24 protein-coding genes and 2 pseudogenes are annotated in these 25,392 nt (G+C 66.5%); 16 read left to right on the forward strand and 10 right to left on the reverse strand.

The annotated features are described in order from the left end of the window. Positions 1 to 56: 56 nt before the first annotated feature. Positions 57 to 1,370, reverse strand: coding sequence for a tyrosine-type recombinase/integrase (locus ACIQBL_RS46165; protein ID WP_401954810.1), 1,314 nt, complete (start codon positions 1,368 to 1,370; stop codon positions 57 to 59). A 781-nt stretch (positions 1,371 to 2,151) separates the two neighbouring features. Between ACIQBL_RS46165 and ACIQBL_RS46170 the strand changes: the two genes are divergently transcribed. From ACIQBL_RS46170 to ACIQBL_RS46190, 5 genes are all read left to right on the forward strand, one after another. Beyond that, positions 2,152 to 2,394 carry a helix-turn-helix transcriptional regulator gene (locus tag ACIQBL_RS46170; protein WP_401954556.1) on the forward strand — a complete coding sequence of 81 codons (243 nt, stop codon included), beginning with the start codon at positions 2,152 to 2,154 and terminating at the stop codon, positions 2,392 to 2,394. Between the two features lie 131 nt (positions 2,395 to 2,525). Continuing rightward, positions 2,526 to 3,803, forward strand: a complete 1,278-nt coding sequence (locus ACIQBL_RS46175; protein WP_401954559.1) for a DUF3631 domain-containing protein — start codon at positions 2,526 to 2,528, stop codon at positions 3,801 to 3,803. A 204-nt stretch (positions 3,804 to 4,007) separates the two neighbouring features. After that, a complete protein-coding gene (locus tag ACIQBL_RS46180) occupies positions 4,008 to 4,823 on the forward strand; it encodes a DUF2637 domain-containing protein (protein WP_401954562.1) in 816 nt (271 codons plus the stop codon). Between the two features lie 403 nt (positions 4,824 to 5,226). Continuing rightward, entirely contained in the window at positions 5,227 to 5,598 is a 372-nt protein-coding gene (locus tag ACIQBL_RS46185; RefSeq protein WP_401954565.1) for a plasmid mobilization protein, read from the forward strand. Between the two features lie 4 nt (positions 5,599 to 5,602). Beyond that, positions 5,603 to 7,306, forward strand: coding sequence for a mobilization protein (locus ACIQBL_RS46190; protein WP_401954568.1), 1,704 nt, complete (start codon positions 5,603 to 5,605; stop codon positions 7,304 to 7,306). Here the strand turns inward: ACIQBL_RS46190 and ACIQBL_RS46195 are convergent, their stop codons facing one another. From ACIQBL_RS46195 to ACIQBL_RS46210, 4 genes are read right to left on the reverse strand one after another with little or no spacing between them, the layout of a single operon-like run. Next, a complete protein-coding gene (locus tag ACIQBL_RS46195; protein WP_401954571.1) occupies positions 7,307 to 7,852 on the reverse strand; it encodes a flavoprotein in 546 nt (181 codons plus the stop codon). Then, positions 7,849 to 8,574: a WbqC family protein gene (locus tag ACIQBL_RS46200; RefSeq protein ID WP_401954574.1), complete on the reverse strand. Its 726-nt coding sequence runs from the start codon at positions 8,572 to 8,574 to the stop codon at positions 7,849 to 7,851. Before ACIQBL_RS46200 ends, ACIQBL_RS46195 begins: the two co-directional genes overlap by 4 nt. A gap of 28 nt (positions 8,575 to 8,602) precedes the next feature. After that, positions 8,603 to 9,292, reverse strand: coding sequence for a YdcF family protein (locus tag ACIQBL_RS46205; RefSeq protein WP_401954577.1), 690 nt, complete (start codon positions 9,290 to 9,292; stop codon positions 8,603 to 8,605). Next, positions 9,289 to 10,332, reverse strand: coding sequence for a helix-turn-helix domain-containing protein (locus ACIQBL_RS46210; RefSeq protein WP_401954580.1), 1,044 nt, complete (start codon positions 10,330 to 10,332; stop codon positions 9,289 to 9,291). Before ACIQBL_RS46210 ends, ACIQBL_RS46205 begins: the two co-directional genes overlap by 4 nt. A gap of 120 nt (positions 10,333 to 10,452) precedes the next feature. Between ACIQBL_RS46210 and ACIQBL_RS46215 the strand changes: the two genes are divergently transcribed. The 10 genes from ACIQBL_RS46215 to ACIQBL_RS46260 all read left to right on the forward strand — a co-directional run bounded on the left by ACIQBL_RS46215 (position 10,453) and on the right by ACIQBL_RS46260 (position 16,456). Further along, the gene (locus tag ACIQBL_RS46215; protein WP_401954583.1) at positions 10,453 to 10,869 is read left to right on the forward strand and encodes a hypothetical protein; all 417 of its coding nucleotides are present in this window, start codon (positions 10,453 to 10,455) and stop codon (positions 10,867 to 10,869) included. Continuing rightward, entirely contained in the window at positions 10,869 to 11,324 is a 456-nt protein-coding gene (locus tag ACIQBL_RS46220; protein WP_401954586.1) for a hypothetical protein, read from the forward strand. Before ACIQBL_RS46215 ends, ACIQBL_RS46220 begins: the two co-directional genes overlap by 1 nt. Next, positions 11,321 to 11,557: a hypothetical protein gene (locus ACIQBL_RS46225; protein WP_401954588.1), complete on the forward strand. Its 237-nt coding sequence runs from the start codon at positions 11,321 to 11,323 to the stop codon at positions 11,555 to 11,557. Before ACIQBL_RS46220 ends, ACIQBL_RS46225 begins: the two co-directional genes overlap by 4 nt. Continuing rightward, positions 11,554 to 11,676, forward strand: a complete 123-nt coding sequence (locus ACIQBL_RS46230; protein WP_401954591.1) for a hypothetical protein — start codon at positions 11,554 to 11,556, stop codon at positions 11,674 to 11,676. Before ACIQBL_RS46225 ends, ACIQBL_RS46230 begins: the two co-directional genes overlap by 4 nt. Before the next feature lie 177 nt (positions 11,677 to 11,853). Beyond that, positions 11,854 to 12,000, forward strand: a complete 147-nt coding sequence (locus ACIQBL_RS46235) for a hypothetical protein (protein WP_401954594.1) — start codon at positions 11,854 to 11,856, stop codon at positions 11,998 to 12,000. 16 nt (positions 12,001 to 12,016) lie between these two features. After that, a complete protein-coding gene (locus tag ACIQBL_RS46240; protein ID WP_401954597.1) occupies positions 12,017 to 13,213 on the forward strand; it encodes a cupin domain-containing protein in 1,197 nt (398 codons plus the stop codon). Then, the gene (locus tag ACIQBL_RS46245; protein ID WP_401954600.1) at positions 13,210 to 14,118 is read left to right on the forward strand and encodes an aldo/keto reductase; all 909 of its coding nucleotides are present in this window, start codon (positions 13,210 to 13,212) and stop codon (positions 14,116 to 14,118) included. The genes ACIQBL_RS46240 and ACIQBL_RS46245 overlap by 4 nt, the downstream gene beginning before the upstream one ends. A 19-nt stretch (positions 14,119 to 14,137) precedes the next feature. After that, a complete protein-coding gene (locus tag ACIQBL_RS46250; RefSeq protein WP_401954603.1) occupies positions 14,138 to 14,923 on the forward strand; it encodes a phosphotransferase in 786 nt (261 codons plus the stop codon). A 400-nt stretch (positions 14,924 to 15,323) separates the two neighbouring features. Further along, the gene (locus tag ACIQBL_RS46255) at positions 15,324 to 15,797 is read left to right on the forward strand and encodes a hypothetical protein (protein ID WP_401954605.1); all 474 of its coding nucleotides are present in this window, start codon (positions 15,324 to 15,326) and stop codon (positions 15,795 to 15,797) included. Beyond that, on the forward strand, positions 15,794 to 16,456 hold the full coding sequence (locus ACIQBL_RS46260; RefSeq protein WP_401954608.1) for a hypothetical protein: 663 nt from the start codon (positions 15,794 to 15,796) through the stop codon (positions 16,454 to 16,456). The genes ACIQBL_RS46255 and ACIQBL_RS46260 overlap by 4 nt, the downstream gene beginning before the upstream one ends. 70 nt (positions 16,457 to 16,526) lie before the next feature. On the opposite strand, the gene ACIQBL_RS46265 is transcribed toward ACIQBL_RS46260, so the two are convergent. The 4 genes and pseudogenes from ACIQBL_RS46265 to ACIQBL_RS46280 form a co-directional block, all read right to left on the reverse strand. Further along, positions 16,527 to 18,389, reverse strand: a complete 1,863-nt coding sequence (locus ACIQBL_RS46265; protein ID WP_401954611.1) for an ATP-dependent nuclease — start codon at positions 18,387 to 18,389, stop codon at positions 16,527 to 16,529. Positions 18,390 to 18,737: 348 nt separating this feature from the next. Further along, positions 18,738 to 22,082 carry an N-6 DNA methylase gene (locus tag ACIQBL_RS46270; RefSeq protein WP_401954614.1) on the reverse strand — a complete coding sequence of 1,115 codons (3,345 nt, stop codon included), beginning with the start codon at positions 22,080 to 22,082 and terminating at the stop codon, positions 18,738 to 18,740. A gap of 646 nt (positions 22,083 to 22,728) precedes the next feature. Further along, positions 22,729 to 23,370: pseudogene (locus ACIQBL_RS46275) on the reverse strand (WbqC family protein); the annotation flags it as partial. After that, positions 23,312 to 23,440 (reverse strand): annotated as a pseudogene (locus ACIQBL_RS46280) (YdcF family protein); the annotation flags it as partial. The pseudogenes ACIQBL_RS46275 and ACIQBL_RS46280, both read right to left, overlap by 59 nt. 813 nt (positions 23,441 to 24,253) lie before the next feature. Here ACIQBL_RS46280 and ACIQBL_RS46285 point away from each other — a divergent pair. Then, complete coding sequence (locus ACIQBL_RS46285) at positions 24,254 to 24,811, forward strand: tyrosine-type recombinase/integrase (RefSeq protein ID WP_401954616.1); 558 nt, start codon at positions 24,254 to 24,256, stop codon at positions 24,809 to 24,811. Positions 24,812 to 24,895: 84 nt separating this feature from the next. On the opposite strand, the gene ACIQBL_RS46290 is transcribed toward ACIQBL_RS46285, so the two are convergent. Then, positions 24,896 to 25,387 carry an SUKH-3 domain-containing protein gene (locus ACIQBL_RS46290; protein WP_401954619.1) on the reverse strand — a complete coding sequence of 164 codons (492 nt, stop codon included), beginning with the start codon at positions 25,385 to 25,387 and terminating at the stop codon, positions 24,896 to 24,898. Between the last annotated feature and the right edge of the window lie 5 nt (positions 25,388 to 25,392).

Raw genomic sequence — 25,392 nt, forward strand, 5'->3', positions numbered from 1 at the left:
AAACATCGCGTAGCCGAGATTCCGGGCCTCACCCTCGTCATGTGTCAGACAAGCCGTCAGGCTGCCAAAGATGACTGAGGGCGTGCGGATCTCGCTGAGGGCGCTGACGTGGCCCGAGCTTGGGACTCCGAGTCCTCGGTGAAGGCGTCGTCGATTGCCTTGCGGGTGCGGGTCTCGCTGGACGGCAGCAAGTGCGTGTACGTCCGCAGCGTGAAGCCTGGGTCCGAGTGGCCCAGGAACTCGGAGAGCGCCTTGATGCTCTCCCCCGCGTCCAGGAGCACTGAGGCGTACGCATGCCGGAGCGCGTGCATGCCGTCTTCCGGAGCCGCCTGGAGGTACCTTGCTCCGCGTTCGCGGGGAGGGATCACGCCGGCGGCGGCCAGGGCGAGCTTCCAGGCGCCCATGTTGAAGACGCTGCGGTTGTACACCCGGCTCTTCTCGTTGACGAAGAGAAGGCGGAAGGTCTTCGGTTCGTCGTCCGGCTTGGCCCAGGGCAGGGTGACGGCGACGGGCGGGAACTCCTTCATGTGGGCCTTCAAGGCGGCGGCAAGTTGAGCCGGCAGGGGCACTGACCGGATCTTGTTGCCCTTGGGCAGGGCGAAGACGGCCTTCGTGCCGACGAGCCGCACCTGGCGGTTGACGTGGATCCAGCCGCCCTTGAAGTCGATGTCCTCGACGGCGAAGCCGAACACCTCGCCCTGGCGCAGGCCGCAGCCGAAGGCGAGCTTGCCGCCTGCCTGGAAGCGCTTCGGTAGCCCGGCGATGACGGCGCGTACGCGCTCCAACGACCAAGGGATGACCTTCTTCTTGGTCGCCGTCGGCAGCTTGACCGACTTCGCCTTGCAGGGGTTCTTCGGCAGCAACCCGTCCTCCACGGCCGCGCCTAGGATGCTGGAGAGGATGTCGAAGATGCCCTCGATCGTCGACACTTCAAGGCCGCTGTCCTGGAGCGTACGGACCCAACCCTGGATGATCGAGGGCTGGTTGAGGGACCGCAGCTCGCGCCGACCGAGGTGCTCCACGATGTGGTTGCGGACGGTCGCCTCGTAGCGGAGCGCGGTCGTCGGGCCGACGGAGTTCGCGTCGAGCCACTTCTGCGCATAGGCGCCGAGCGTCTGCTTCGTCTCAGCAGGGACGACGTAGGAGCCGCGATGAATCTCGACGTCGACCTCGGCGGCGCGGTTGTCCGCCTCCGCCTTCGTGTGGAGGTTCTCCTTGCGTTGGCGGCCGTCCAGGTCGCGGTAGCGGACCTGCCAGCGCTTGCCGATGCCGTGGTCGGCGGTGGGGACCATCAGCTTGGTGCGGCTCTTGTGTTCGCCGCACTCGGCCTCGGTCGGCTTGGGGTGGGACTTGTGCCAACGGTCGTACACGTCAGCCAAGAAGGGCCCCCTGGACGTCGTCGAGGGACCTACCGAAGCGGGACACGGGACCGTGAACGGTCCACAGCGGCAGCAAGGCCACCGGCGCGATACCGAGAGCCGCGGCGATCGTAACGAGGTCGTCGATATCGCAGCGCCGGCGGACCCGTTCGGTGCGACTGAGAGCGGTGTTGGTCATCGGGCGGCCCAGTGCGGTGCAGCGGGCGGCGAGTTGGTGCTGGGTCAGGCCGCGCGCGAGGCGTATGCACTCGATAGCGCGGGCGGAGTGGAGGCCAGCGGGGCCTATTTCGACAGGTCGGGATGCCATGACAGATAGCTGTAACTTGCAGCCGGGCGTTATGGCAAGAGTTGGTTCTCAAACTCTCCAAAAGTCGTTCCGGGGCAAAGTGGTGTTCGCCTCATTGAATTCCGGTACATCGCGATCCTTTTCACTTGGAAGGCCGTGCTATCTTCCCCCCGCATCCCAGATTTGGGCGATTTAAACTATTTTCGGACGCCATGCCTGGTGGACTGGCCGTGCCACCTACGACTGCCAGTCATAACCTCTGAGCTGCGGAGGTACCGGATTCCGACCCTTCCGGTGGTCGGTTCGCCGAAGAAAATTTCTGCTTCCATGGGAGCGATTTCGGCAACCGGGGATCCGCCCTTACCGTTTTGGAATCACCGGTCACACTGAGAAGTGCTGGAGAGTTTAAGAACCAACTCTGGACTTTTCCACTGGGGGTGTGGCTGTGTTGTCCAAGCCCGATGTCCAAGACCGAAAAGGAGCCCTGTGCCGAATACCTCCTCCCGCAATACCAACGCCTCTGCCACCGCCGAGGCTGCCAGGCGCGGCCCGCTCGCCAGCCCGGCCGAGGTCGCCGTCTACCTCGGCGTGCCCGTGAAGACCCTCTACCAGTGGAAGTACCGGGGCATCGGCCCCAACGTCCACAAGGTCGGCCGTCACCTGCGCTACCGCTGGTCCGAGGTGGATGCCTGGGTGAACGCCCAGTCCGCGTACGGCCTCGCGGTCTGAGGCCACCTTTCCGGGACAACGAAACGGCTCTCGGCGAGCCACCGCCGAGAGCCGCAGAGTCCCTGCCCCATCGCCCTTGAATGATCGATCCGGTGGGCCGGGCTTGCCCGGCCCACCAGGGAGGAACGCCTGTGGACGAACCTACGTCCTCTACCACCCCCACCTCATCCGCGACGCCCGACTTGCCACCCGTCGTCTCCATCCCCGGCCAGCTGGCCATCCCCGCTGCACTTTCCGCAGACGGGGACCGTGACGACGCGTCCTCAGCAGGGCCGCTGCCCGAGGGCGCGCAGATCCTGGCTGACCTGCGGGCGCAAATCAAGCGGTACGTGGTGATGCCGAATGATGAGGCCCTCGCCGCGGTCACGCTGTGGACTGCGGCGACGCACCTGCAGCGCGCGTGGCAGCACGCACCGCGTCTGGCGATCGTGGCTCCGGAGAAGCGGTGCGGCAAGTCACGACTGCTGGACGTGGTGACCGAGACCGTGCGCAACCCGCTGATCACGGTCAACGCCAGCGCGGCGGCGATCTTCCGCTCGATCGACGACGAGGACCCGCCGACACTCCTGGTCGACGAGGCCGACACCCTCTTCGGCACCGTCAAGGCCGCAGAGAAGAACGAGGAGGTGCGCGGCCTGATCAACGCCGGTCACCAGCGCAACCGGCCCACGCTCCGGGTGACCGGGCCCGAGCACAAGCCCACCGCGTTCCCCACGTTCGCCATGGCGGCGCTCGCCGGGATCGGGGACCTGCCTGACACGGTCATGGACCGGTCGGTGGTCATCCGGATGCGGCGCCGGGCGGGAGGCGAGAAGGTGGCGTACTTCCGCACCCACCGCGACACCCCCGCCCTGCACGCGATCCGCGACCGGCTCTCTGCCTGGCTCCAGCCGCTGTACCAGTGGGCGCTGGAGATGGAGCCGCTCATGCCAGTCGAGGACCGCGCGGCCGACACCTGGGAACCCCTGGTGGTCATCGCCGATCTCGCCGGAGGCGAATGGCCCGCGCTCGCCCGCACCGCCTGCCGCGTCATGACCGACTACGAGGCGGGGCAGGACGAGGAGGGCGGTCTGCGCACCCGCCTTCTGGTTGGTATCCGCCGGGCCTTCGCCGCCGAGAACGACCCCGCGGTGCTGGGCACCAGGCGCCTGCTGGAGCACCTCAACGCGGACAAGGAAGCACCGTGGGCGGAGTACGGCGCCAACGGCCTGACACCGCGCGGCCTGCAACTGCTGCTGCAGCCCTACGGCATCGGCTCGGCCAACCGCCGCTTCCCCGACGGCACCCAGGCCAAGGGCTTCGCCCGCAACCAATTCCTCGACACCTGGGCCCGCTACTGCCCCGAACCGGGGCCTGCGGCCGAGCCCACCCGGCCAGAGGCCGAGCCACTTCCTGACAGCGCGGCCTGACCCGACTTGTCTCGTCGCACTCGTCCCCGCCCAGGTCAGCGCGGGGACGAGTGACAAGCCCGCAACGAGTCGTCTCGACATCACCACGCCACTCGTACCTGCTCTGACCAGGCATGCGACGAGTGGTACGAGACACCACACCTCACGGCGGCCTCCCTGCCCGCGCCGACAGCCACCGCCCAACCTCACCTGGAGTACCTCCGTTTGGTCTTCCCCACCGTCACCGCGCACTCCGCGATCCGCGCCGGCATCGCCCTGCTCGCCGCGTTCGCCTTCGCTCTCTCCTACGACGCCCTGCGGCAGATGGCCGTCGCCATCCACATCCGCGGGCTGCTCACCTACGCCTTCCCACTCGTGATCGACGGGTTCATCGCCATCGGCGTCGCCGCCCTGCTCATGCTGGGCAACGCACCACGGCTCTCACGCGCGTACGTGTGGGCGCTCGTTGGCCTGGCTACGGCGACGAGCATCTGGGCCAACGCCCTGCACGCCGTCCGCCTCAACCAGCAGACCCGCGCAGGCGACGGCCTCCGACTCGACGACGTCACCGTGGGCGTCCTGTCCGCGATCCCCCCGCTCGCCTTGGCCGGCGCCGTCCACTTGTACATCGTCATCCGACGCCAGCCCGCTTCCCACCCCCAGGAGGCCAACACCGGCAACCGCCAGGAAGCCCCTCCCCACCGCCACATCGGCAGGGACAGCGTCCAGCCCCCGACTCCTACCGAAGACCACCCCGGCGTGTTCGCTGCCCCCTCGCCGGATTCCGGCGATGAGGTTCCGGCGCAGACCGCTCCGGCACCCCGGCGTACCGGTCGGCCGCCGAATGCGTCGCTCGAAGAGTTGCTGGCCATGGCCCGCCCTGTGGTCGAGCGCATGGGCGAGGTCGACCGTGACGCGATCGCGGAAGAGATCCGGGACGTGCACGGACGCAAGGTCTCCAACGGGCGCCTGACGAAGGTGACCGCGCTCCTCGCGGAGGAGCACGAAGCGGCGTCAGCCTCGCTCCTGCCTTCCGCCTGACGTCCCCGCAGCCCGGCCTACCGGAAGTCCGGAACTACTTCCGGACTTCCGGTAGCCCGCCGGACCCTGCTCCTTCACGTACGGCAGCCAGAACACCGCGGTCAGCCGCCTCCAAGGCCCAGACGCACCGAAACACCCCCCATCCCTATCCCCACACAGCACGGAGAACCGCCCCATGCCCGAACCGCACCACGAACTGCCCACCAGCGAACAGGAGGTGACCACCACGCCTGACAGCACAGCAAGTTGTCGGATAAGGAGTCCTTACCCGGCCTCCGCCCCGAGGGGGACGGAGGCGTCCGGCGCAGCGCCGGAGTCGGCCGGCCCGGGAGGACCGACCGAGGAAGGGGACGAGACCAAGTCGTCGTCGCGCGCTGTGCAGCCGTCCGCGCCGCGTCGCCGATTGCGTCAGTCGCGTCTGCGTGAGCGCCGTGTCCATCCCCGTTACAGCGACAGCGAATTCGCCGAACTCGCACGCGCCGCCGGCATCAGTCGGATGCCGGTCGGCGGTTACGTCGCCGAGGCATCCCTGGCCGCCGCCCGCGCCGAGGACCCCGCCGCAGCCGTCGCCGACTACCGCGCCACGGTCAAGGCACTGATGGCCGCCAACAGACAGCTCGGCGGCCTCGGCAACAACCTCAACCAGCTCACCTGGCACCTCAACAAGGATGGCGCCTGGCCCCAGCCCGACACCGTCCACCGTCTCCTGGAACGCGTCGAAGCGGCCATCGCCGCCGTCGATACCGCAGTCGCCCAGGTCGTAGAGGGGCGGTGAGCCGGTGATACCGAAGGTCATCCTCGGCCAGGGTGAGACCCGTCACTTGATCGCCTACCTCTTCGGCAAGGGCACCGCCAACGAGCACGTCGACCCGCACCTGGTGGCGTCCTGGAACGACTTCGCACCCGACCCCGGCCGCAGCCCCCACCGCGACCCCAAGGAAGTGGAGAAGCAGCTCCACACGCAGCTCGACCAGCCGATAGCCATGCTGGGCCGCCGGGCACCCAAGACGACCGTCTGGCACTGTCCGGTCCGCGCCGCCCCGGAGGACCCGATCCTGACCGACGCCCAGTGGGCGGAGATCGCCCGGCGGATCGTGGCCGCCGCCGGCATCGCCCCCACCGGGGACACGGAAGCATGCCGCTGGGTGGCCGTACGGCACGCCGACGACCACATCCATATCGCCGCTACCCTCGTCCGTCAGGACGGCCGACGCCCCAAACGCGACCACGACATCCGTGCCGTTCAGAAGGAAGCCCGCCAGATCGAAATCGACTACGGGCTCCGCCGGTTGAAGCCTGGCGACGGCACCGCTGCCAAACGCCCCACCAGCAAGGAAGTCTTCAAGGCCAGGCGCCTTGGCCACGACGCCACATCCCGCGAGATCCTGCGCCTGCGTGTCCGCCGCGCGATGGCCGCCGCCTCCACCGAGGCCGAGTTCTTCGCCCTGCTGGAGGCGACCGGTGTGACCGTGCGCCTCAAGCTCGGCCCTTCCGGCGACGCGCTCGGCTGCAACTTCGCCCTGCCCGGTGACACCAACGACAAGGGCGAGCCCGTGTTCTACGCGGGTTCCACCCTCGCCGGCGACCTATCCCTGCCCAAGATCCGCCAACGCCTGGCCACCACCAGCCCCGAACCGGTGGCTGTCCGGCCGGGCAACCCCTGGCACCAGGCCACCGCCGCCACCCAACGCATCCCCCACCACCTGGCCCACAGCGACGACGAAGCGGCCCAGGGCCAGTTGGCCGCGCTCGGCGGAGCACTCGATCTGCTCCCACTCACGGCCCCGGACGCAGCGCGGGCCGAACTCGAACGAGCCGCCGTCGCCTTCGAGCGCGCCACCCGTTCCCGCATCGCCGCCGACCACGCCAGTGCCCGCGTCCTGCGTCGCAGTGTCCAGGCGATCTGGAAGGACCCAGCGCGGCGCGAGGACGGCGCCGGGCTGGCGATGCTGCTGGACGTCGCTCTGACCGCGGTCGCCTACGCGATGCACTGGCACCGCGCCCGCCAGCACGCCCAACAGCAGGCAGCGGCCGAACAGACCCTCATCCACCTGCAGACCGCGTACGCCCAGATCGCCGGGCCCGTCCTCGCCGGCCTCGCCAGCCGGGCACCCAGCCCGCAGACCCAGCACCGCTACGCCTACCACCTGCAACAGGCGGTCCCCGAGCATGCCGAGCACATTCTCAACGACCCTGCCTGGAACGCCCTCGCCGCCGTGCTCGCCGAGGCAGAGGCCGCAGGCCACAACGCGGCCACCGTCCTGGACCAGGCCCTCGACCAACGAACTCTGGACGATGCCCGCAGTCCGGCCCGCACCCTGACCTGGCGAGTCCGCCGTCTGGGCCAACGCCACGCACCCAGCCCACGAGCCCAGGCAGCCAGCGCAGCCGACGCCCGGCGTACCGTGCAACGCCCTGCTGCTCCGCCCGACATGACCCCATCGGCTTCGTCTCCGGAGTCCTCGAAGGGACAGCGGCGCTGATTACGCCCGCGGGGACAGCCGAGGAGCGAGAAGTTCCAGCGCCTCCTCCCAGGGGTAACGGTCGGCCCCGCCTCCGGCTTTCGGCTTGTGTGGCTCGTACGAGCCGATCAGAACGCCCATCCCGCGTAGCCGTTCCAGGCTCTGCTGGTACGCGGGGTGAGCGGCCTGAGCCGCGTTGAGGTACGGCAGCACGGCGACCGGTACACCCATGGCGGGTGCTTCGCACAGGATGACCAGTGCGAGGTTGTCGGAGATCCCGGCGGCCCATTTGTTGACGGTGTTGAAGCTGGCCGGGGCGACCGCGATCGCATCCGCGGGCCGAGTCGGGCGCGGTTCTCCCGGTGATCGCCAGGCCGAGCGGATAAGGCGGCCGGTCTGCGCCTCGACCGCCTCCACGTCGAGGAAACCGAGCCCTTGCGGGGTGGCGACGACGCCGACGTCCCAGTGCCGCTCGTGCGCTGCAGTGATCAGCTTGCCGACGTCGGTGGCAACACCGGCCGCGCAGGCCACGATCTGGAGAAACGGCTTGTCGGGCTGATCACTCACGCGTTGTCTCCAAGGAGGCGATCTGCTCGTTCGGCAGTCAGTCTGATCGCCAGTTCACTCGGGCCGGTCGCGCTCAACGCCCAGAGGCTGCTGACCCGTCGGGCCCACTGCCAGACCGGGTCGCCTACATCCGCAGGGGTGTGGAAAGGCACAACGGTGATGCCATGGGCGGCGAACGGCTGGTAGCAGAGATAGCGCAGGCCGCCGGTGCCACACAGGTAGTAGTTGCTGCCGGTGGCCACGGCGAGGTCGGCCAGTCGCTCGGACCGGCCCTGACGGGTCGGGATGGCGCTGCTTTCCAGCACTTCACCATTCCAGCCGAGAGCGGTGAGCAGGGCGAGGGTCGATGTCCTCGCGAGGTCCGCCACACGGTCCGTGTTCTCGAACCGATCGAGGACCACGTCCAGGACCTCACTCACCGCAGGCCAGTAGCGGCTACGACCGTAGTACTGGCGAATGAGCAGGCTGACTGTTCGGCGAGACCGGCGCGGCTCGACGAGCAACGCCTGGTTGACGAGTGTTGGGCGTCCGTTGGGCAGGTGCGTGGGGAGCGTGAGCCACTGCTGCCTGCTCGGGTCGTCGAGAGCCGCGAGCCGGGCGCGGTGCTGGTAGTCCCGGCGAACGAACTGAACATCGTCGAGGACGATCCACCGGTCCGCGGCGAACAGCTTGGCCAGCGTGGACAGCCGAGGAAACAGGTTCGGCTGGTGGATCGCGCACACCCCGCCGCTCGCCCCGAGTCGACGTATGTCAGCTGTTGATGAGTCGGCTGTCGAAGCCGGCGCCCAGGAGGCGCTCGTAAGCGTCATGCACATCCCCCGGTACGTTCTGCTCGACGGCGAAGCCGAGCTTCGGGTACTCGATCACCCGTTGCAGGTCCCCGACGAGCATGTCGACGACGAGCTTTTCGTCGCCGATGGACTTGATGTAGTCGTCCAACTCCAGCGGCTCGGAGGCGCAGACCACCTCGGCCTCGGGCCACAGCTTGCGGCAGGTCGCGTACGAGCGGCGTTCCATGTACGGCTTGGAGATCAGTAGCAGCGACTCCACCTCCACGCCCGCCTCCGCCAGCAACTCCCGGGAGAAGGTGATGTTCTGGCCGGTGTTCGCCGCCTTCGACTCGACCAGGATCGCCTCGTCCGGAACGCCCAGGGCGAGCGCATGCTCGCGGTAGTGGACGGCCTCGCCGCGCGGGAAGCGGGCACGGGTGGTGGGGCTGTTGCCGCCGCTGAACACCACGACGGGGAAGAGGCCGGCGTGGTAGAGATCGGCGGCCGTGGTGGCCACGCCCAGGTCGTGGCTGCCCAGGCCGATCGCCGCCGAGCAGGACCGCTGCTCGTGGCCCATCTGGTGGTAGTTCCAGATCAACGTCGCGTCGTGGAACTGCTCGTCGGTGATCTGGCGCTGCTGGTGCTCCGGCACGTGCACTCCCTGGCTCATCCCTGCTGGCCTCTACGGATGCCCTCGATGCTGCGCAGCTGGTGGCTCAGCCCGAACTGCTGAGCCACTTGTGCCGCCTGATCGAGGACGGACAGCCCATCATTCCGGGTCGCCGCATCCGACAGAAGGATGTGCCCGTACGCGGTGTCCAACCGCACCCGCTGCATCGGAGAGTCGACCGTGCCGGTGGTACGCGCGATGTCGATGTAGTGCAGGGCCTGCTTCAGGTCCCCTGCACCGCGGTGGGCCAGGGCCAGCTTCTGGTGGGCGACCGACCAGTCCTCCGGCTCGCCCAGGTCCTCGAACGCTCGAGTGGCGTCCGCCATCACGTTGGTGGCGTACTCGTTGTCGCCTTCCTTACTCAGGGCCGTACCCACCCAGAGCTGGGCCCTGGCGCGGTCGCGAAGGCTCAGGCGCTCGTCGGTGGCGAGGAGTTCGTAGTGGCGGGCGGAGGCTTCGAGTTGGCCGGACATCTCCTGTACGACAGCGAGGGACAGCTCGATCTGCGCCACCCGGCGCGGGATGTCGAGTTCGGTGAACATGCCACGGGCGGTCCGGTAGGAGTGAAGGGCGGAGAGCGGGCCGAGGATCGCGCCCTGGTCCCGCTGAAGGTCACCGAGGAGCACAAGTGAACGGCCGTACAGATAAAGGCCCTTGTCCTCCAGGCGGTGTGGGTCGTGACTCCCCAGCCAGCGGTTCAACAAGGTGGAGGCGAAGGAGAAGTTCTGGCGGCTGACGCAGACCACGGCCCGCTCGATGTCCTCGGTCCAGGTCTCGTAGTCCGCCGGCCTCGCGCTCTTTCGCTCCGGGCACAGCACCGCCTCGAACCGGGCATGGGCGGCAGCATCGGCACGAGCGAGCGCGGTGTCGAGGATCGCCTGCGTATCGGGCCGCGGCTGCGTTTCGGCGCGCAGGCTCTCCCACTTGGCCACCGTACGCAGGGCGACGCCCAGGTGCTCGGCGAAGGCGCGCGTGCTCATCCGCAGGGCAGCGCGCAGAGCGCTCGCCTCCCGGCCTGTCCATTGCTGCACGCTGACCACGGATTACCTCCCCTCCGTCAGGTATGTAAGCACCCTCTGTGACGGCGCAGGGCGAGAAGTGCAACGGAAGTACAACAGCAGGTCATTTCGAGGCCGTTCGCGCCAGCCGACGCTATGGGCATGGACGAGGAACCCATCACGGAACGCCGCCCGGTCACCGGCCCACACGTCTTCGGCTACATACGCCACGTCACCGGTGGACGTGCCCGACACGCGGCGTTGGTCGACTGCCTCACCGAGTACTGCCGCCGGCACGAACTGACCCTGTGCGGGGTCTTCACCGACCGCGAGGCGACTGTGACCGTCTGCTCCCCCGCCTTCGTCGGCCTCCTCGACGCCCTGGAACTCCCCGACACCTACGGCACCGTGATCCCCGTCCTCAGTCACCTCGGCCCCAAGCGCACCGCCAACGAGCGGAAGCGGCGGATAACCGCGACCGGTACCCGTCTGATCGTGGTCCGTTCCACCAGGGTGACCACTGGTCCTTCGCCTTCACTCGGCGCAAGTTCCAACCTCCAACGGCAAGGAGGCACGTGATGTTCCTACGCGAAGCGCTGCGGAGCGCCCTCATGGTCAACGATGTGCCCGGACTGCGCCTGCTCCAGGTCGGCGACTGCTGGGACCTCGTACGGACGCCCGCGGACATCGGCCTCCTGGCCCTGGCTCACCTCCGCGCCACCGGCGCAACGATCGGCCCCGTGCTGTACGACAAGCCCAACGAACGCCTCTACTACGCGATCAGGACCGGCACCCTCGGCAGTTGGGACGACCTGCCCGTGCGGCATCTCTCCAGCAACTCTTGGCTGGTGGCACCTGGCCTTGAGCTGATGGACGACTGGTTCGGCGGCTGGTGCGAACTGCCCGACGACAACACCCTCACGGACGTCGACACCCTCCGCGCCGCACTGTCCCATCCATACGTCCTCGCCGGCCAGGAGAAGCCCTCCGGCGCCTGTCGCAGACAGACCGAGTTCGAAGAGGCAGGCCGGTGAATACCCGCGCAGTCATCTGCCACACGGAGTGGACCATCCAGCCCGACCGGGAGCCGGATGCGGAACCGACCACGTATGCGATGCAATGCGCCGTCTGCGGCGAGACCTCCCGACCCAGCATCGACTTCGCCGAACCGCAGGACTGGGTGTTCGGGCACGGCGGCCGCAACCCCTCACATCTCACATACCGCGAGATCATCACCCGGCCGTGGCGGGCCTGGTGGAAGGCGTGACAGGCCACGTCGTGAGCTGCCTGGCGCGGTACACCGGCCCGCTTCCGACCGCGCTGATTGCCGCCTCGTGCGGCTTCGTGATCGGTGTCGCGGTCTCCACCGCCCCGGCCGGCCCCTGAGTTCCCGTCCCTGCCGGACGTAGCCGATCGAGAGGTTTCCCCCACCCGACAAGCCCCGGCAGGGGCGGGTTGCAAGCCCCGTCCCGGGCGGATCAACCGCCCGAGTCCATGGACAGGTCAAACGCCGTCCGGGACGGGTCTGCAATGCCGTTTCATCCCCGAACCCCAGGAGGAGCAATGCCGAACAACACCGCCACCAACCCGGAGACCGGACCGGCCCAGGCCGGGCTGGTCAAGGCACGTCGCCGCATCCAGGCCGCCCGCGAGCGGGGCGTCACCCCGTCCGACGGCGGCAGCACCGGCCGTACCGACGGCAACGACTGATCCAGGAGGAGAAGCGTTGTCGCCGCTGAATCTGGCGGCTCACCTGGGCCAGGACGAGTTCCTGGCCCAGGTGCTCCACCGCCGCTACCGCCACACTCCTGCCGCCATCCCGCACCCGGGCGAGCTGATCACCTGGGACGACGTCAACACCATCCTGGCGACCCACCGCCTGGAGCCGCCCCGCTTCCGCCTCTCTGCCGACGGGGAGATGCTGCCCGCCCACCGCTACACCGCTCCCGTCACCACCCGTCGGCACACTGTCTGGCAGCGCCTGCACCCCACCGAACTGCACGCCCGACTTACCGAGGGCGCCTCCCTGGTCATCGACGCCGTCGACGAACTCCACCCGCCCATCGGCCGCGCCGCCATGGAACTGGAGCAGTGGCTGCGCACCGGCGTGCAGACCAACCTGTACGCCTCCTTCACCGCCCGCGAGGGCTTCGGCGTGCACTGGGACGACCACGACGTCGTCGTCATCCAGATCGACGGCGCCAAACGCTGGAAGGTGTACGGCCCCACCCGCACCGCCCCCATGTACAAGGACACCGACGAACCCGAACCGCCGCCGGAGGAACCGGTCGCGGAACTGGTCCTGCGCCCAGGGGACATGCTCTATCTCCCGCGCGGCTGGTGGCACTCGGTAGCCGCCTCCGAAGGCGAGCACTCCCTCCACCTCACCTTCGGCATCCAGACCACCACCGGCGCCCAACTCCTGTCCTGGCTCGCCGACGACCTACGCCGCCACGACATCCTGCGCGAAGACCTGCCCGTACACGCCACCGCAGCGCAACAGGCCGCATACCTGGAACGACTACGCAAGGAAGTCACCACCGCCCTTGAAGACCCCGGGTTGCTCGGCCGGTACACGGCGATGCGTGACAGCACCGACCTCACCCGCCTCCGCCCGAGCCTTCCTCACATCACCGGACTCCCCGCAGACCCGGATATCCACATCCAGTTGACCAGCAGTCGCGCGCAGATCGGCCCCGCACCCGACGGGGACGGAGTGATCTTCCGAGCCTGCGACAACGAATGGGAGTTGGCCGAGGAGGCCCTGCCTCTGCTTCAGCGCCTGACGTCCGCCGCACCCGGCGCCGTCTCCCTCGGCGAACTGGTCGCGACAACCGGAATCCCCATGGCGGACGTGACGGCCGTCGTCTCCGATCTGCTGAACGGCCAGGCGGCCACAGTGGTGCAAGGAGACCGACGATGACGATCCCAGCTCTCGGTCTGGGCACCTACCGCATCCAGCCGTCCGCACTGTCCGACGCCGTCATCCGCGCAGCCACCGACCCGACCACCGCATGGATCGACACTGCGCCCAACTACCTCAGCGGACAAGCCCAGTCGCTACTCGCCCCGGTTCTCACCCAGCACCGCGTCGCGGTCTCCACCAAGGTCGGATTCCTCACCGACCGGGCCATCAAGGACGCCGTCGCCGACGGAGCCCTCACCACCGACGCCGCCAAACACGGACACTGTCTGAGCACCCCGTACGTCCACTGGCAGTGCTCCCGCAATCGCACCGAACTCGGCCGCGACCACGTGGACCTCGTCTTCGCACACAACCCCGAGCGCGCTGACGGCGACCCGTACGAATCCCTGCGTGACGCCTTCATCGCCCTGGAAGCAGAAGCGGCAGCAGGCACCCTGAGCGCGTACGGCGTCGCCACCTGGGACGGCTTCGACACCGGCGCCCTGAGCATCCCCTCCCTGCACCAACTGGCGGCCGAAGCCGCCGGCACGGAACACCACCACCTGCGAGCCATCCAACTGCCCGTATCCCTCGTCACCGCCACCGCGTTCGCCCAGGCCCTGGACGGAAACGGTCCCATCGCCCAGGCGGCCGAACTCGGATGGCAGGTGCACGCCTCAGCACCCCTGTTCGGCGGGAAACTTCCCCACCTGGCCACACCCGAACTCACCGCACTCCTCAGCCCGCAACTCACCGTCCCCCAGGCATGCCTCCTCGCCACGGCCTCCTGCCCAGGCGTAACGCGGATTCTGCTCTCCACCTCCACCCCGGCACACTGGGCCGACGCACAAGCGGCTCTGCGAAGCCCGCCCATCCCGGTCTCCACCCTGCGAAAGGTGCTGGATGTACTCGCCGCCGACTGACGCCGCCGACCAACAGCGCATGCACCGAGCATTCGTCCAGGCCGCGCAGACGCTGAACACCACGGTCGTCGGTCCGGAGGTCTGGGGCTGGTACGGCCGCACCCTCAGCAGCCGCGTCCAGCACCCGGACCGCGGAGTCTGCTGGCTGAGGCTGCTCTCGGCACCCGAGGACAAGGCGGCCGGGAAGATCTGGGAGGGCAACGGCCAGGCCGCCGCCCTGTTCGACCGGCACGTCCGCAAACCGCTGCTGTACGACACCTCGGACACGAGCAGCGACGGCCACGCCTACCGCGCGGACCTGCACCAGTACGTCACCGAGCCCGCTGTCTCCCCGAGCCCGGTCCTGCACACGGATCCCGATCCGCCAGTCTCGTGGTGGGACTCGCTCCGAGCGGACCTGGACTACGTGAGCAGGGTCCCGACGGACCGCGTGGCCGTACGCCAGGAGTGGGTGGACCGCACCGTGCCCCGCTTCCTCAGCATGCCCGGCCCCAGGATCACGGACTGGACGACAGCCCACGGAGACCTGCACACCGCCAACCTCACCGACGCCACCCCCTACCTCCTCGACTGGGAAGGCTTCGGCCAGGCGCCCGCCGGCTACGACGCGGCCATGCTGCTGGCGTACTCCCTGCGCGTGCCCAGATTCACCCAGCGCGTCCGCGACACCTTTCCCGTACTCAAGACAGAGCCCGGACGCGTCGCACAGATCATCGTTATCACCGAACTGATGCAGTCAGCCTCGCGTGGAGACCACCCCGAATTGGTCCCCACGCTCCGGGCCCTGGGTGCAGAGCTTGCTTGACTGGCTCGTCAGCAGCCAATAGCGCTCTTCAAACCGCTCTGGACGAGACGAGGAAGCGTCATGAGAAGCCGAGCGATTCCTCGTCTCATTTTCTGCATCGGCTGCGAACCAGCGGCTCAGGAGCCCGCTGTTCTTCCTCGGTGCCTATCGTTCGGCCTTGCCCTCGGCGGCAGCTGCGGCATGGCACTCCTTCCAGGCCCGCCCAGCAGCGGCTGCGGAAGGACCCCACTGTTCATGGTGGGGCCGCCGGGTTTGGATGCAGTTGCCCGCAGCGACACAGTAGACGGAGGAGGCCAGCAGGAAAACGGCATGACCTGCGCCCGAATCTCGCAAGTCCAGGTGTCTGTCAGTCGCCCTGAGTACAGTCCCCGGCACCCAATATATGTAGCGAGGGGGAGACGTGGCCATCAACTACGGCCAGTACGAATCGATCATGTCTCAGCTCTGGGCTGAAATGCCAGCCCTGGCCGATCAGTTGGACCAGGAGGTCCGGCACGGGCGCTCGGTGACCGAGAAGGAGCTCCGACACGAGGGACTGTACGAAGAGCGAGCGAGTCGCCTTGCAGCGACTGAGCTCTCGGCTCTCGGGAAGAACGACGTCGCCGTGATCCCGTACACAGATGAGGAGCGCATGGAGCTGATCCGCAAGGCTCTCCTCACGCTCGCTGAGACCATGTACCGCACGCGGCAGGCAGCGCTGAAGACCGCTGCGCAAGGCGCAATGGAGTTGGAGATCCAGTTCGGCGACCCCGATCTGGAAATCCCGTCGCGTATCGACTTGCAGGACGAGACTGAGCAAGCACGCATCGCCCTCCAGACGGTGCGAGAGCTGCTCGCAGAAGATGCTGAGACGCAGTCGGAGGCCACCCGATGAACAAAGACAACCTGATGCCAGCCATCGAGAATGCGATCGGCGCCCTGCAGAAGGTGTATCGCGACAACGCGGACGAGTCCGACCTGTACGAGGCGTCCCTGCTGGTGCTGTGCATCGATGCCGCGAGAGAAGCCAGCGGAACCGTGCTCCTCACGAAGGACGGTTCGACCGCGGCTACCGGACTTCACTTCCGCAGGTCACCGGGGAATCTCTGGTCAGGCAACTTCACCTACGCGCTGATCAACTTCCCCGACACTCAGAAGCGGCTCGAAATCCATCTGGGTGTGTACGTCGTCGCGGGCCGGTCGAAGGTGGCGCACGAGTGCGACGTCGCAATCATCGAGCACCGAGAAGCCGAACGCAGCCGACAGGCTGGGGTACATCCCAGGAGTAGCAAGCTCGTCGCCTCAATCGAGGCAAAGCACTACAGCGCCTCACCCGGCCTGGGGGTCGGCCGCAGTTTCCTCGGCCTGGCTCAGGAGCTTGGCGACAAGAACTGTTCACTGGTGTATCCGTCACAAAGTTCCGCTAACCTCGCGGGGCTCATCGCCCCACGCCAGAGCGAAGCCTTCGGGGAACTGTTGCCAGGAACCCCCGCAGCCACGCGACTGCGCTCGCGACTAGACCAGGCGATCCGAAACTGGAAAGCGCGTATCTGACCGCGCTCATTCGTCTCATGCTCTGTGCTTGGCCCGTAGTCACAGACGGGCCAAGCACGATCCGACAGACTCATTTGGCCAAGGCCATCACGTTCTCCAGCAGGGCATGCAGGAGTTTCGGCTCGCCCCCGGCGGTACGGGCGGCCTCACCATACGTCGGTGCATGCTTACCGTCGGCGTATCCGTCGGTCTGTTTGATCAGCTCTTTCCGGCGGCCATTCCACGCTTGCCAGTCCTTGGCGAGATAGGTCTCCAGATCGTCCTCGAACACCGTGTGGGTCACCTCGCAGGCAGTCGCAGGACGAGCCGTCACTGAAGCACCCAGATACCCCAGGATGTCCATGTTCTTCTCGCATGCCACTTGCGCTTTATTGGCGTCGCGAGCCATCGTCTCTGGTCCCGCGTCGCCGTCGAAGACGACATAGCAGCCCACCCCGAATCCCGTGAGAATGGCGTGGCACAGGATGAGGTTGTCCTTGCCCTCGGCGTTGATCACGATGATGCCGTCAGCCCCAAGGCTGACCCCTTGACGCTCTGCGAAACCGAGGATGAGGTTCTCCTCCGTCTCCCCCTCGACTACCACCGCGGCCTTGACGAACAAGCCCTCGGCCAGCGCCTTCACGTATCGCGTACTGGCGTGCCGTCTGATCGATTTCTCCGTAACGCGGCCCGTAAGCGACTGCACCAGGTCGTGCTCCGAGAGCTGTCGTACCCGCACGTCGGGGTGGTCTCCACTGCCGACTCTGCCGAGTCGCCGAATCTGCTGGTAGTTCCGAGGGTCGATGAACACAGGACTGTGCGTTGCGTACATCACCTGCGTCCGGTCTGCTGCCGAGGCAACCAGGCCCCTCAGGACCTGAGCGAAGACCCTAGTCTGGGCTGGATGCTGGAACAGCTCCGGCTCTTCAATCGCCAGGCACAGAGAGCGCGTTCCGTCCTCGGGACGCCGACTCTCGGCGAGATACTTCAACGCCGCGATGATCAAGGCACGCTGAAAGCCGTGCCCTTGGCGGCGCACCGACGTCACAGCCGCCCCGTCTTTGACAGTGACCGCGAACGAGGTCTTGGCGGGCTTCGGCGTCTGCGCCACAGGCGTCACGACAATGTGTCGACCCGTGGTGAATTTGGCGACCTCGTCAGAGAGCGAGCCCGACAGCTTCTTGAGCATCGGGCCGTAGACCTCCTCATGCACCTTCTCGCGCGCAGCCTGCGCCCCGTCCTCAATCGCCGTAAACCGCGCCTCGGCCTTTGAACGGTCCACTGCGTGCTCAAGAATCCGGCCCACCACAGTGGCCTTGCCGTCGTCCGCTTCCTCGTAGGCGCGCAGGTCGGCGGAGATGAACACGAAATCGATCAGCTTGGCAAGGAGCCCCTGACCAGCGAAGCCGAAGAACTGCGTGCTTTCGACCTCAGCCTCGTCGAGCCGATCGCGATTCTGTGATTCCCAGGTGCGCATGGCCACTTCCGCAGCGTCCCAGCCCCGGGCAGCGGGCAGGTCCAACCCTGGGTCACTGTCGCGCAGTTCCTTGTACGCGTTGTGCTTCTCACGGTTTCCATCGCGCCGCCTGATCTCCTCGAACGGCGGGTACGCGAGAGCTTTCCCTGTGATCCGGTCGTCCCCGTCTTCCCACGTGCGCCAGAGGGCCACTGACTCGATACCGTCGGGCGCATAGTGACCCAACGCGGCTCGGTCGAACGCGGTGAGTCCGTCGAACTCCACTTCCACACGGATCCGCTTGCCCTCTGCCGCCGAGTGAACGTCATCCTCTCTCAGCACTCCGCCCTTTTCTCCGTTGAAGAACCAGTCGAGGGCACGCAGCACCGTCGACTTGCCGACGCCGGTCGGGCCGATGAGGGAGGTGATGGCATCGAAAGCGACGTCCACCGTGCGGAGACAGCAGAAGTTCTCGATGCGTACGTGCTTGATCTTCACGAGCGTCCTGAAGGTGCAAGTGGTGTGGGGCTTCGGTAGCCCACAGGGACGACTGTGACGCTAGCGCCTTCAGTGACGTGTAGTCAGTTTCTTTTCATAATTGGATACATCAGGACATCGACCACTGGCAGCGCTACCGTCCCGGGTGAGCGCCGGTCCGGACACGGCACATCGGTGACGGCTGCGGCCACTGGATCCAGCAGGAATACCCCGAGGAAGCCGATCAGCTTCTACCCCGTCTGGCTCGCTTCCCTTGCAGCCTGACACCGTGCCGTGCCGAGTGCTGCCACGACGGGAACGGCAGAATCTGTCAACGGATCCGCTCGGGTTTCCCCGCGGCCCTACGCCTCAGGCGCTGTGCCGCGGCAACTCGTGGTCCCTGCCGCAGCGCAAGGTGATCGCCCCATTCCCCTTGTCTATCTTGTGCAGCAGGAACAGCTCCCGCGCGTCACAGTCCGTGCACACCTCCGCCCTTGCGATCGGCCACAGTGACAAGGGCTCGACGGACGAAGGGCCCTCCACATAGATGCGGTTCGGGTCGAGGGTGCCTGGGTATGCGCGCTTGAAAGGCTCCCAATCAGGATGGCTGCCACGCAGACGCCGCCCGATCAGGGTGAACCCACCGTTGCCTGTGTACGCGCACATGTCGACAAGGTCCCAGTGGAGGCCGGACAGCCATCCCACGGACTCCAAGGTCGCCACGACTACCGGCTCCAGAGCTTCGACCTCCCGCTCCAACTCGTGTTCCGGTTGCACCCTGCTTGCGTGACTGGAGTCGTTCCTCATCTCGCGCAATCGGTCCAGCAGACCGAGCAACCCGTCGGGATCCAAGGCCCCTTCCAACTCTGGAAGTTCGGGCACAGGCCCAGTTTTGACGAGGTCTCTGATCTGGTACTGCCATGTCCCGAAGGTCGCACCACCCTTCTTGAAGGGACCAGGCAGGGGACCATCGAAGCCCTGTTGACGGCGGATCCGAACCGCGAGTGCGAGCACTCCGACACAGCGCGCCACGCTCTCCGCAAGCTTGAGCAGGGCGTCCTTGCGCTGAGCAAGGGTCGTAGCAATGCGGTACTGCCGCGCCAGGGCCGCCACGTGGTAGGGGTAGCTCCACTCCGCTCGCCACACCGGGTCCCTGAGCGGTTGGACAAGCTCCCCGACGATGCGGGCCTCGTACGCCGAAGCCTTGGCGATGCGGCGCATCTCGTCGAGGCCGGCCTGAGGGTCACGGAACACGTTCGGCAGGATCCTGGAGGTGGTGCGGGCAAGAGCTTCCTTGCCGCCGTCGAGGTCGTCCAGGAGTGAGTTGAACTCGGGGTCCCTGATGAGCTCGACGGGCGCTGGCGAGTTCATCGAGACGCGGGGATGCGCACCGCCCTCTTCGCCTGCGCGGGTCCGCAGCCACTCGCACAGTGCGCGCCCGCTGTTGCCGAGGGGACGCAGGACTGTCAGCTGTGTTACCGCGTCCCCAAAGTCCGGTGGCAGCAAGCGCCAGTTGCCCGCCAGCCCTACCACGTCTCCGCCGGTGCAGACGGCCAGACTCTGCCCCGCCGCTGAAGCTTGCGGAAGATCCGCTGCCGTGACGGCCGTCTGGAGGTCGGTGCCGCGCAACTGGGGCAGGCCCTCCGTAGCCCTCTGGCCGAGCCAGCGGCTTATACGCCGCGCCACCGTGGAGAGCGGGCCAAAGCCGGTGCCGGGCCCGCTTACCAGGAAAGGAGCTTGCGGCAGCGCACACCCGATCTTCACGGTGTCCAGGTCAAGCCATACGTCCGGGTGCTCGGGAGCTATCTCGCGCTGTACGAATTCCGCGGCGTCCTGCCCGAGGGGCACGCGGACTCTGTGGGCCAGGTCAGGGTCCCGAAGCGTGCGCCCCCGCTCGTCGGTCTGGACCTCGCCTTCCGGGTCCGAGACTGCCACGGCCTTGCGTACGCGGCTCCACAGCGAGCGCGGAAGTTCGGTCGACAGGCCCGCGTTCCTCAGCGCCGTCGAGAACGCACTCTCAAATGCGGCCCGAGTGGGCCAGGTCTCACCGGTCACCGCGCGCAGGGCGCGCAACAAGGCCGGCGCTTCGTCGAAACGCGTCAGCATTCTCGACGACTCGACGTCAGCGACGATGTCGGCGCTCACGGTGAAGTGCTGCCGCAACGGCCAGTCGACCGTGACTTCTTGGTAGACGAGATCTTCGGCGTGGAGCAACAACGCCTCGCCCTTGCTGTCAACTTCCTGGCCGCCTTCCGACGCAAGGCCGTAGGCCGCCTCGTACCGCTCCGCAATCCAGGCGATGTGCTGGTCCGTCAAGTAGTGGCGCTTTCCGCCCAGCGGCCTGCGCAGGGTCGCGGAGTGTCCGCGACCGTCCAGCGCGATGACCGTACCTCGCAGTTGGGGCGGCTTGCGGTTGGACAACAGCCACACGTACATCGAAACGCCGATGTTCGGCAGCAGGTATGCGGGCAGGGCGACCACGCCCTCCAGCAGGTCGTTTTCCAATAGCCATCGTCGGATTTCCGACTCGCCAGAGCCGGCGCCTCCGCTCTGCAGGGACGACGCGGTGAACAGAATGGCGGCTCGAGCACCCCCCTCGTCCGCGGGCCGCATGTGGGCAACGAGGTGTTGGACGAAGAGCAAGGAACTGTCGCTAACGCGGGGCAGCCCTGCACCAAAGCGCCCGTCGAATCCCAGTTCCGTTGCCTCGCGGGTCACTTCATCATGCTGCCGCTTCCAATCAACACCGTTTGGAGGGGCCGCCAGCAGATAGTCGAACATCTCGCCTCGATGCCGGTCGTCTGTGAGGACGTCTCCGTGCAAGATGCCTGTGGGGTCAGCGCCTCTCATCATTCGTAGTGAGCGAGCTATTGCGTAGGTTTCCAGATTGATCTCCTGACCGGAAACCGACGCCTCGGAGGTACTTCCCAGCTCATGCAGGAAGTCTTCGACGGCGGAGAACATGCCGCCAGTGCCAAAGCATGGGTCGTAGACAGTGATCGAGGGCCCTGTCGGGGTCAGTGCTCCGGTGTCTGGGCCGAGCAGCAGTCTGGCGGTCAACGCACTCACGTCCTGCGGACTCGTGTGCTCGGCCGTGGTGTCCGGCGACGCTTCGGTGAAGAGCCGGAGGAGTTCCTCGTACTCCCGCCCCATCTCCTCGTTGGAAACGGTGGCTAGGCTCAGATCCAGCTCAGCAAACCGTGACACCACTTGCCGCAGCACCCGGGCATCCGCCAATTGGCGGACACTGCTCGGAAATTCGAACGAATCCAGCACATCGACGACTTCTGCGGGAAATTCCCGTACGAACCTGTCCACCATCTCAGCCAAATGCAGCTCGGCTTTTAGTGACGACTCGTCGTCGACCGTCAGCAGAAGTCCGGAAAGGCCGTCCGGGGCATCTGGGAGGCCGGGGCTCTCACCCGACCCGACCCTCGTTTCGTCCGAGTCCGCTGCCGCAGAGTTGCCCTCCCTTTGGATTGTGGGCACCTGTGCGTCGCCGATGGCAACGGTGCCCGCGCCATCGCTCGCCAGGTCGCCCGCAGCCGCGCTCAACCGCCGGTCCGCTTCGTTCCGGCGCAAGCAGTCCATGCGGCGCAACACGGTGAAAGGCAGGACTACCCTTCCGTACTGGCTCCCCTTCAAGCCGCCCCGAAGCAAATCCGTTACGGACCAGATGAAGTCCGCCCGTGCGCGGTTCCCGTCCCCGGCCACTTGACCTCCCCGTCCCAGCGGCCCTCGCCGCCCGAGCTCCGCTCATCATTTCATCCGGCGGTGTGTCACAGAGTTCGTCTCGGACTGTCTGGGTGCGAAAGAGGCTGAACCTGTCCCGTCATACGGCGACCCCGATCGGGTCGATGGCGATGGCATCCAGTGGACAGAAGCTTCAGCAGTTGATGTGCCTGCGAGGGCACATCCAGGGCACATGAGCCTGGGAAACAGCGCCGACCAGTGAGAACTACCGAGAGCCGTTTCCGCAGGTCAGCACATATCTCACCGAGAATCCCCTGGTCAGCACCCCGCCCCTCCCATTCGCTGCACGAGTGGCAGGACTTCAGCCACCGGTTGCATGAGGCGGGGCATCAGCCTTATTGCCTTGTGTGGCCGTGAGTTGAGGGTTCGTGGGATGCGGGCGGGGTCTTCGGGCCTCGCCTTTTTCTTGTCCCTGGAGGGGCCGTGAAGGCGTCGACGATCGCCGAGCGGGTGCGGTTCTCGCTGAACGCTCCACCGCTGACTTGGTCGCCAGTTCACTCGGGCCGGTCGCGCTCAACGCCCAGAGGCTGCTGACCCGTCGGGCCCACTGCCAGAGCCGGTCGCCTACATCCACAGGGGTGTGGAAAGGCACACCGGTGACGCCATGGGCTGCGAACGGCGGGTAGTCGAGGTAGCGCAGGCCTCCGGTGCCACACAGGTAGTAGTTGCTGCCGGTGGCCACGGCAAGGTCGGCCAGTCGCTCGGACCGGCCCTGGCGAGTCGGCATGGCGCTGCTTTCCAGCACTTCACCATTCCAGCCGAGAGCGGTGAGCAGGGCGAGGGGCGATGTCCTCGCCAGGTCCGCCATACGGTCCGTGTTCTCGAACCGGTCGAGGACCACGTCCAGGACCTCGCTCACCGCAGGCCAGTAGCGGCTACGACCGTAGTACTGGCGAATGAGCAGGCTGACCGTTCGGCGAGACCGGCGCGGCTCGACGAGCAACGCCTGGTTGACGAGTGTTGGGCGTCCGTTGGGCAGGTGCGTGGGGAGCGTGAGCCACCGCTGCCTGCTCGGGTCGTCGAGAGCCGCGAGCCGGGTGCGCTGCTGGTAGTCCCGGCGCGCGAACTGAACGTCGTCGAGGACGATCCACCGGTCGGCGGCGAGCAGCTTGGCCAGCGTGGACAGCCGAGGAAACAGGTTCGGCTGGTGGATCGCGCACACCCCGCCACTCGCCCCGAGTCGACGTGTGTCAGCTGTTGATGAGTCGGCTGTCGAAGCCGGCGCCCAGGAGGCGCTCGTAAGCGTCATGCACATCCCCCGGTACGTTCTGCTCGACGGCGAAACCGAGCTTCGGGTACTCGATCACCCGTTGCAGGTCCCGGTCTTGAACTCCGCGTGTTCTGCGCCCTCTTCGGCTGTGTTCTCGGCCGAGGTTTCGCGCGACCGACAGGAGATATCGGCTTCTGAGCAACCCTGACGGGACAGCGAAGCGCTGCCACGTAGACCGCCGCTTTCGCGCGGCATCCGCCCGCTGACGTTGCCGTCAACTACTGCCGTCAGGATCCTCGGCAGCCCCACCGGAATCGGATCTGGTGAGGCTGCAAGCGAGATCCCTGATCAGGCCACCTGATTCATTTTTTCAAGGCTTGAGTATCAATCTCCGAAAATCCAAAGATACCTATGGGTATCGGCGAGGACGAATTTACAGTACTCGACCAATCGGTCGAGGGGCGCCTCAACAACCACCGCTCCCGGCGGCCAGGAATTCAACTCCTTCATGAGCGAACGGACTTGAAGGGAATTGAAGATTGTATCCCCATACGGATCAATGTACCCCAGGATGGGAAAACGCTCGCGGTCGATCCCCTGAAGTAGTGGATTAACACTCTCAAGCGAGACCAATGGGGCCAGCACTGCACCGTCTCCCCCCTCACCTGTATCTTCAGCGCCATCACTCAATACCCTCGTATATCTCTGGGAAGCCCCGGATGTATGGTCTTCAGCTTCAAGGTATCCGCATCACGTATGACGGTGTAGACCCTCGTACGCACTCCCATTTAGGTCTGCCCGATGAAATCAGGAGCTTCAATGACTGTTCGGATCGCGCGACTGTCAGCGTGATATTTCCCTACAGTGCGACCAGACCGGGCAGTCAGATTCCCCAAGTCGGCGTCGTCATCGAAGAGACTCGATGTTTCGTCGACCATATGTCCACCTTCAATGTGGCGAGGTTCAGCGTGGGTTGCGATTTTCGCTACATCGTCGTTGCAATTGTGCACCAAGATCGGCGTCTCACCCGCCAGCACGTAGTACGTGTGGAGGGTACCTGCGCTCCCTCGAACAGCTCCGCGCCCGGCAGCTCCAGGAACGCGAAGCGGCGGGGACGGGCTGGCAGCACAGCGGCTACCTCTTCACTCGCCCCGATGGTGCACCGATCGAAGGGTCCACCCTCACCCGACACTTCAACACCCTGCTCCACCGGGCCGGGCTCCGACGCATCCGGTTCCACGACCTCCGCCACTCGGCAGCTACCCTCCTCCTGGAACAGGGAGTGGAACTCGTCGTGATCAAGGAGCTGTTGGGGCACGCCCACATCGGCGTCACCGCCACCGTCTACGCCCACATCCGACTCCGCCGCCAGCACGACGTCATCAACACCCTCAGCACCGCGCTCAGCAACCCGGAGACCACCGAGACGGCCAACGGCGACGGCGATGAACCGCTGCCCTGCGCCGCCTTCGTCCGCTGACGTTGCCGTCAATTACTGCCGTCACCCCCACGCTGAAGCCCCACCAGGACGCGCCTTGCGGGACTTCAGTTCACTGTTGCAACTTCACCGTGGCCACGGCTCCAGTCCCGGGTCGGAGTGCAGGCACACGAGGGGTCGATCTGCACAAACTGCCAACCCCAAGGCGTCTTCGATGGTCGAACCCATTCCCCAGATCCATCCAAGGCCAGCGGCAACCACCCCCCCGCCGGCCTCCACGAAGACGCTCGAATAGCTGAGCCATTCACCGATAGGAAAGTATCGCCCACCCAGAGCTTCCTCAATCTCCAATACCAGGGCCCACTGGCCAGCCCCAGCCGAAATGGGGTCGAAATTGAAAGGTTCATCGTTGCTGAAGTTCGGTCCAGATTTATTCATAGGTTCAATAATCAGGCCCCCTAGCGCGACAAGAATTTCTTCAGCCTTCGAATTCGGTTGGTACCCCTCCTGCTGCAAGGAGTCGAGCCAAGGGCTGGCATCCACTCTCCGCTGGGAGTGCCAGCCGGCGTCACGAAGAGCCTGCAGTAGATCGGGGTGCAGCGAGTCAAATCTGATCATGATTG

Source organism: Streptomyces sp. NPDC088350 (assembly GCF_044753545.1).
GTDB lineage: Bacteria > Actinomycetota > Actinomycetes > Streptomycetales > Streptomycetaceae > Streptomyces.

Coding starts and splice junctions, on each gene's coding strand:
- ACIQBL_RS46250 (WP_401954603.1), top strand. CDS start 14,138: ATGCACCGAGCATTCGTCCAGGCCGCGCAGACGCTGAACACCACGGTC.
- ACIQBL_RS46215 (WP_401954583.1), top strand. CDS start 10,453: ATGGACGAGGAACCCATCACGGAACGCCGCCCGGTCACCGGCCCACAC.
- ACIQBL_RS46205 (WP_401954577.1), bottom strand. CDS start 9,292: ATGAGCCAGGGAGTGCACGTGCCGGAGCACCAGCAGCGCCAGATCACC.
- ACIQBL_RS46260 (WP_401954608.1), top strand. CDS start 15,794: ATGAACAAAGACAACCTGATGCCAGCCATCGAGAATGCGATCGGCGCC.
- ACIQBL_RS46290 (WP_401954619.1), bottom strand. CDS start 25,387: ATGATCAGATTTGACTCGCTGCACCCCGATCTACTGCAGGCTCTTCGT.
- ACIQBL_RS46285 (WP_401954616.1), top strand. CDS start 24,254: ATGTTTCGTCGACCATATGTCCACCTTCAATGTGGCGAGGTTCAGCGT.
- ACIQBL_RS46245 (WP_401954600.1), top strand. CDS start 13,210: ATGACGATCCCAGCTCTCGGTCTGGGCACCTACCGCATCCAGCCGTCC.
- ACIQBL_RS46220 (WP_401954586.1), top strand. CDS start 10,869: ATGTTCCTACGCGAAGCGCTGCGGAGCGCCCTCATGGTCAACGATGTG.
- ACIQBL_RS46235 (WP_401954594.1), top strand. CDS start 11,854: ATGCCGAACAACACCGCCACCAACCCGGAGACCGGACCGGCCCAGGCC.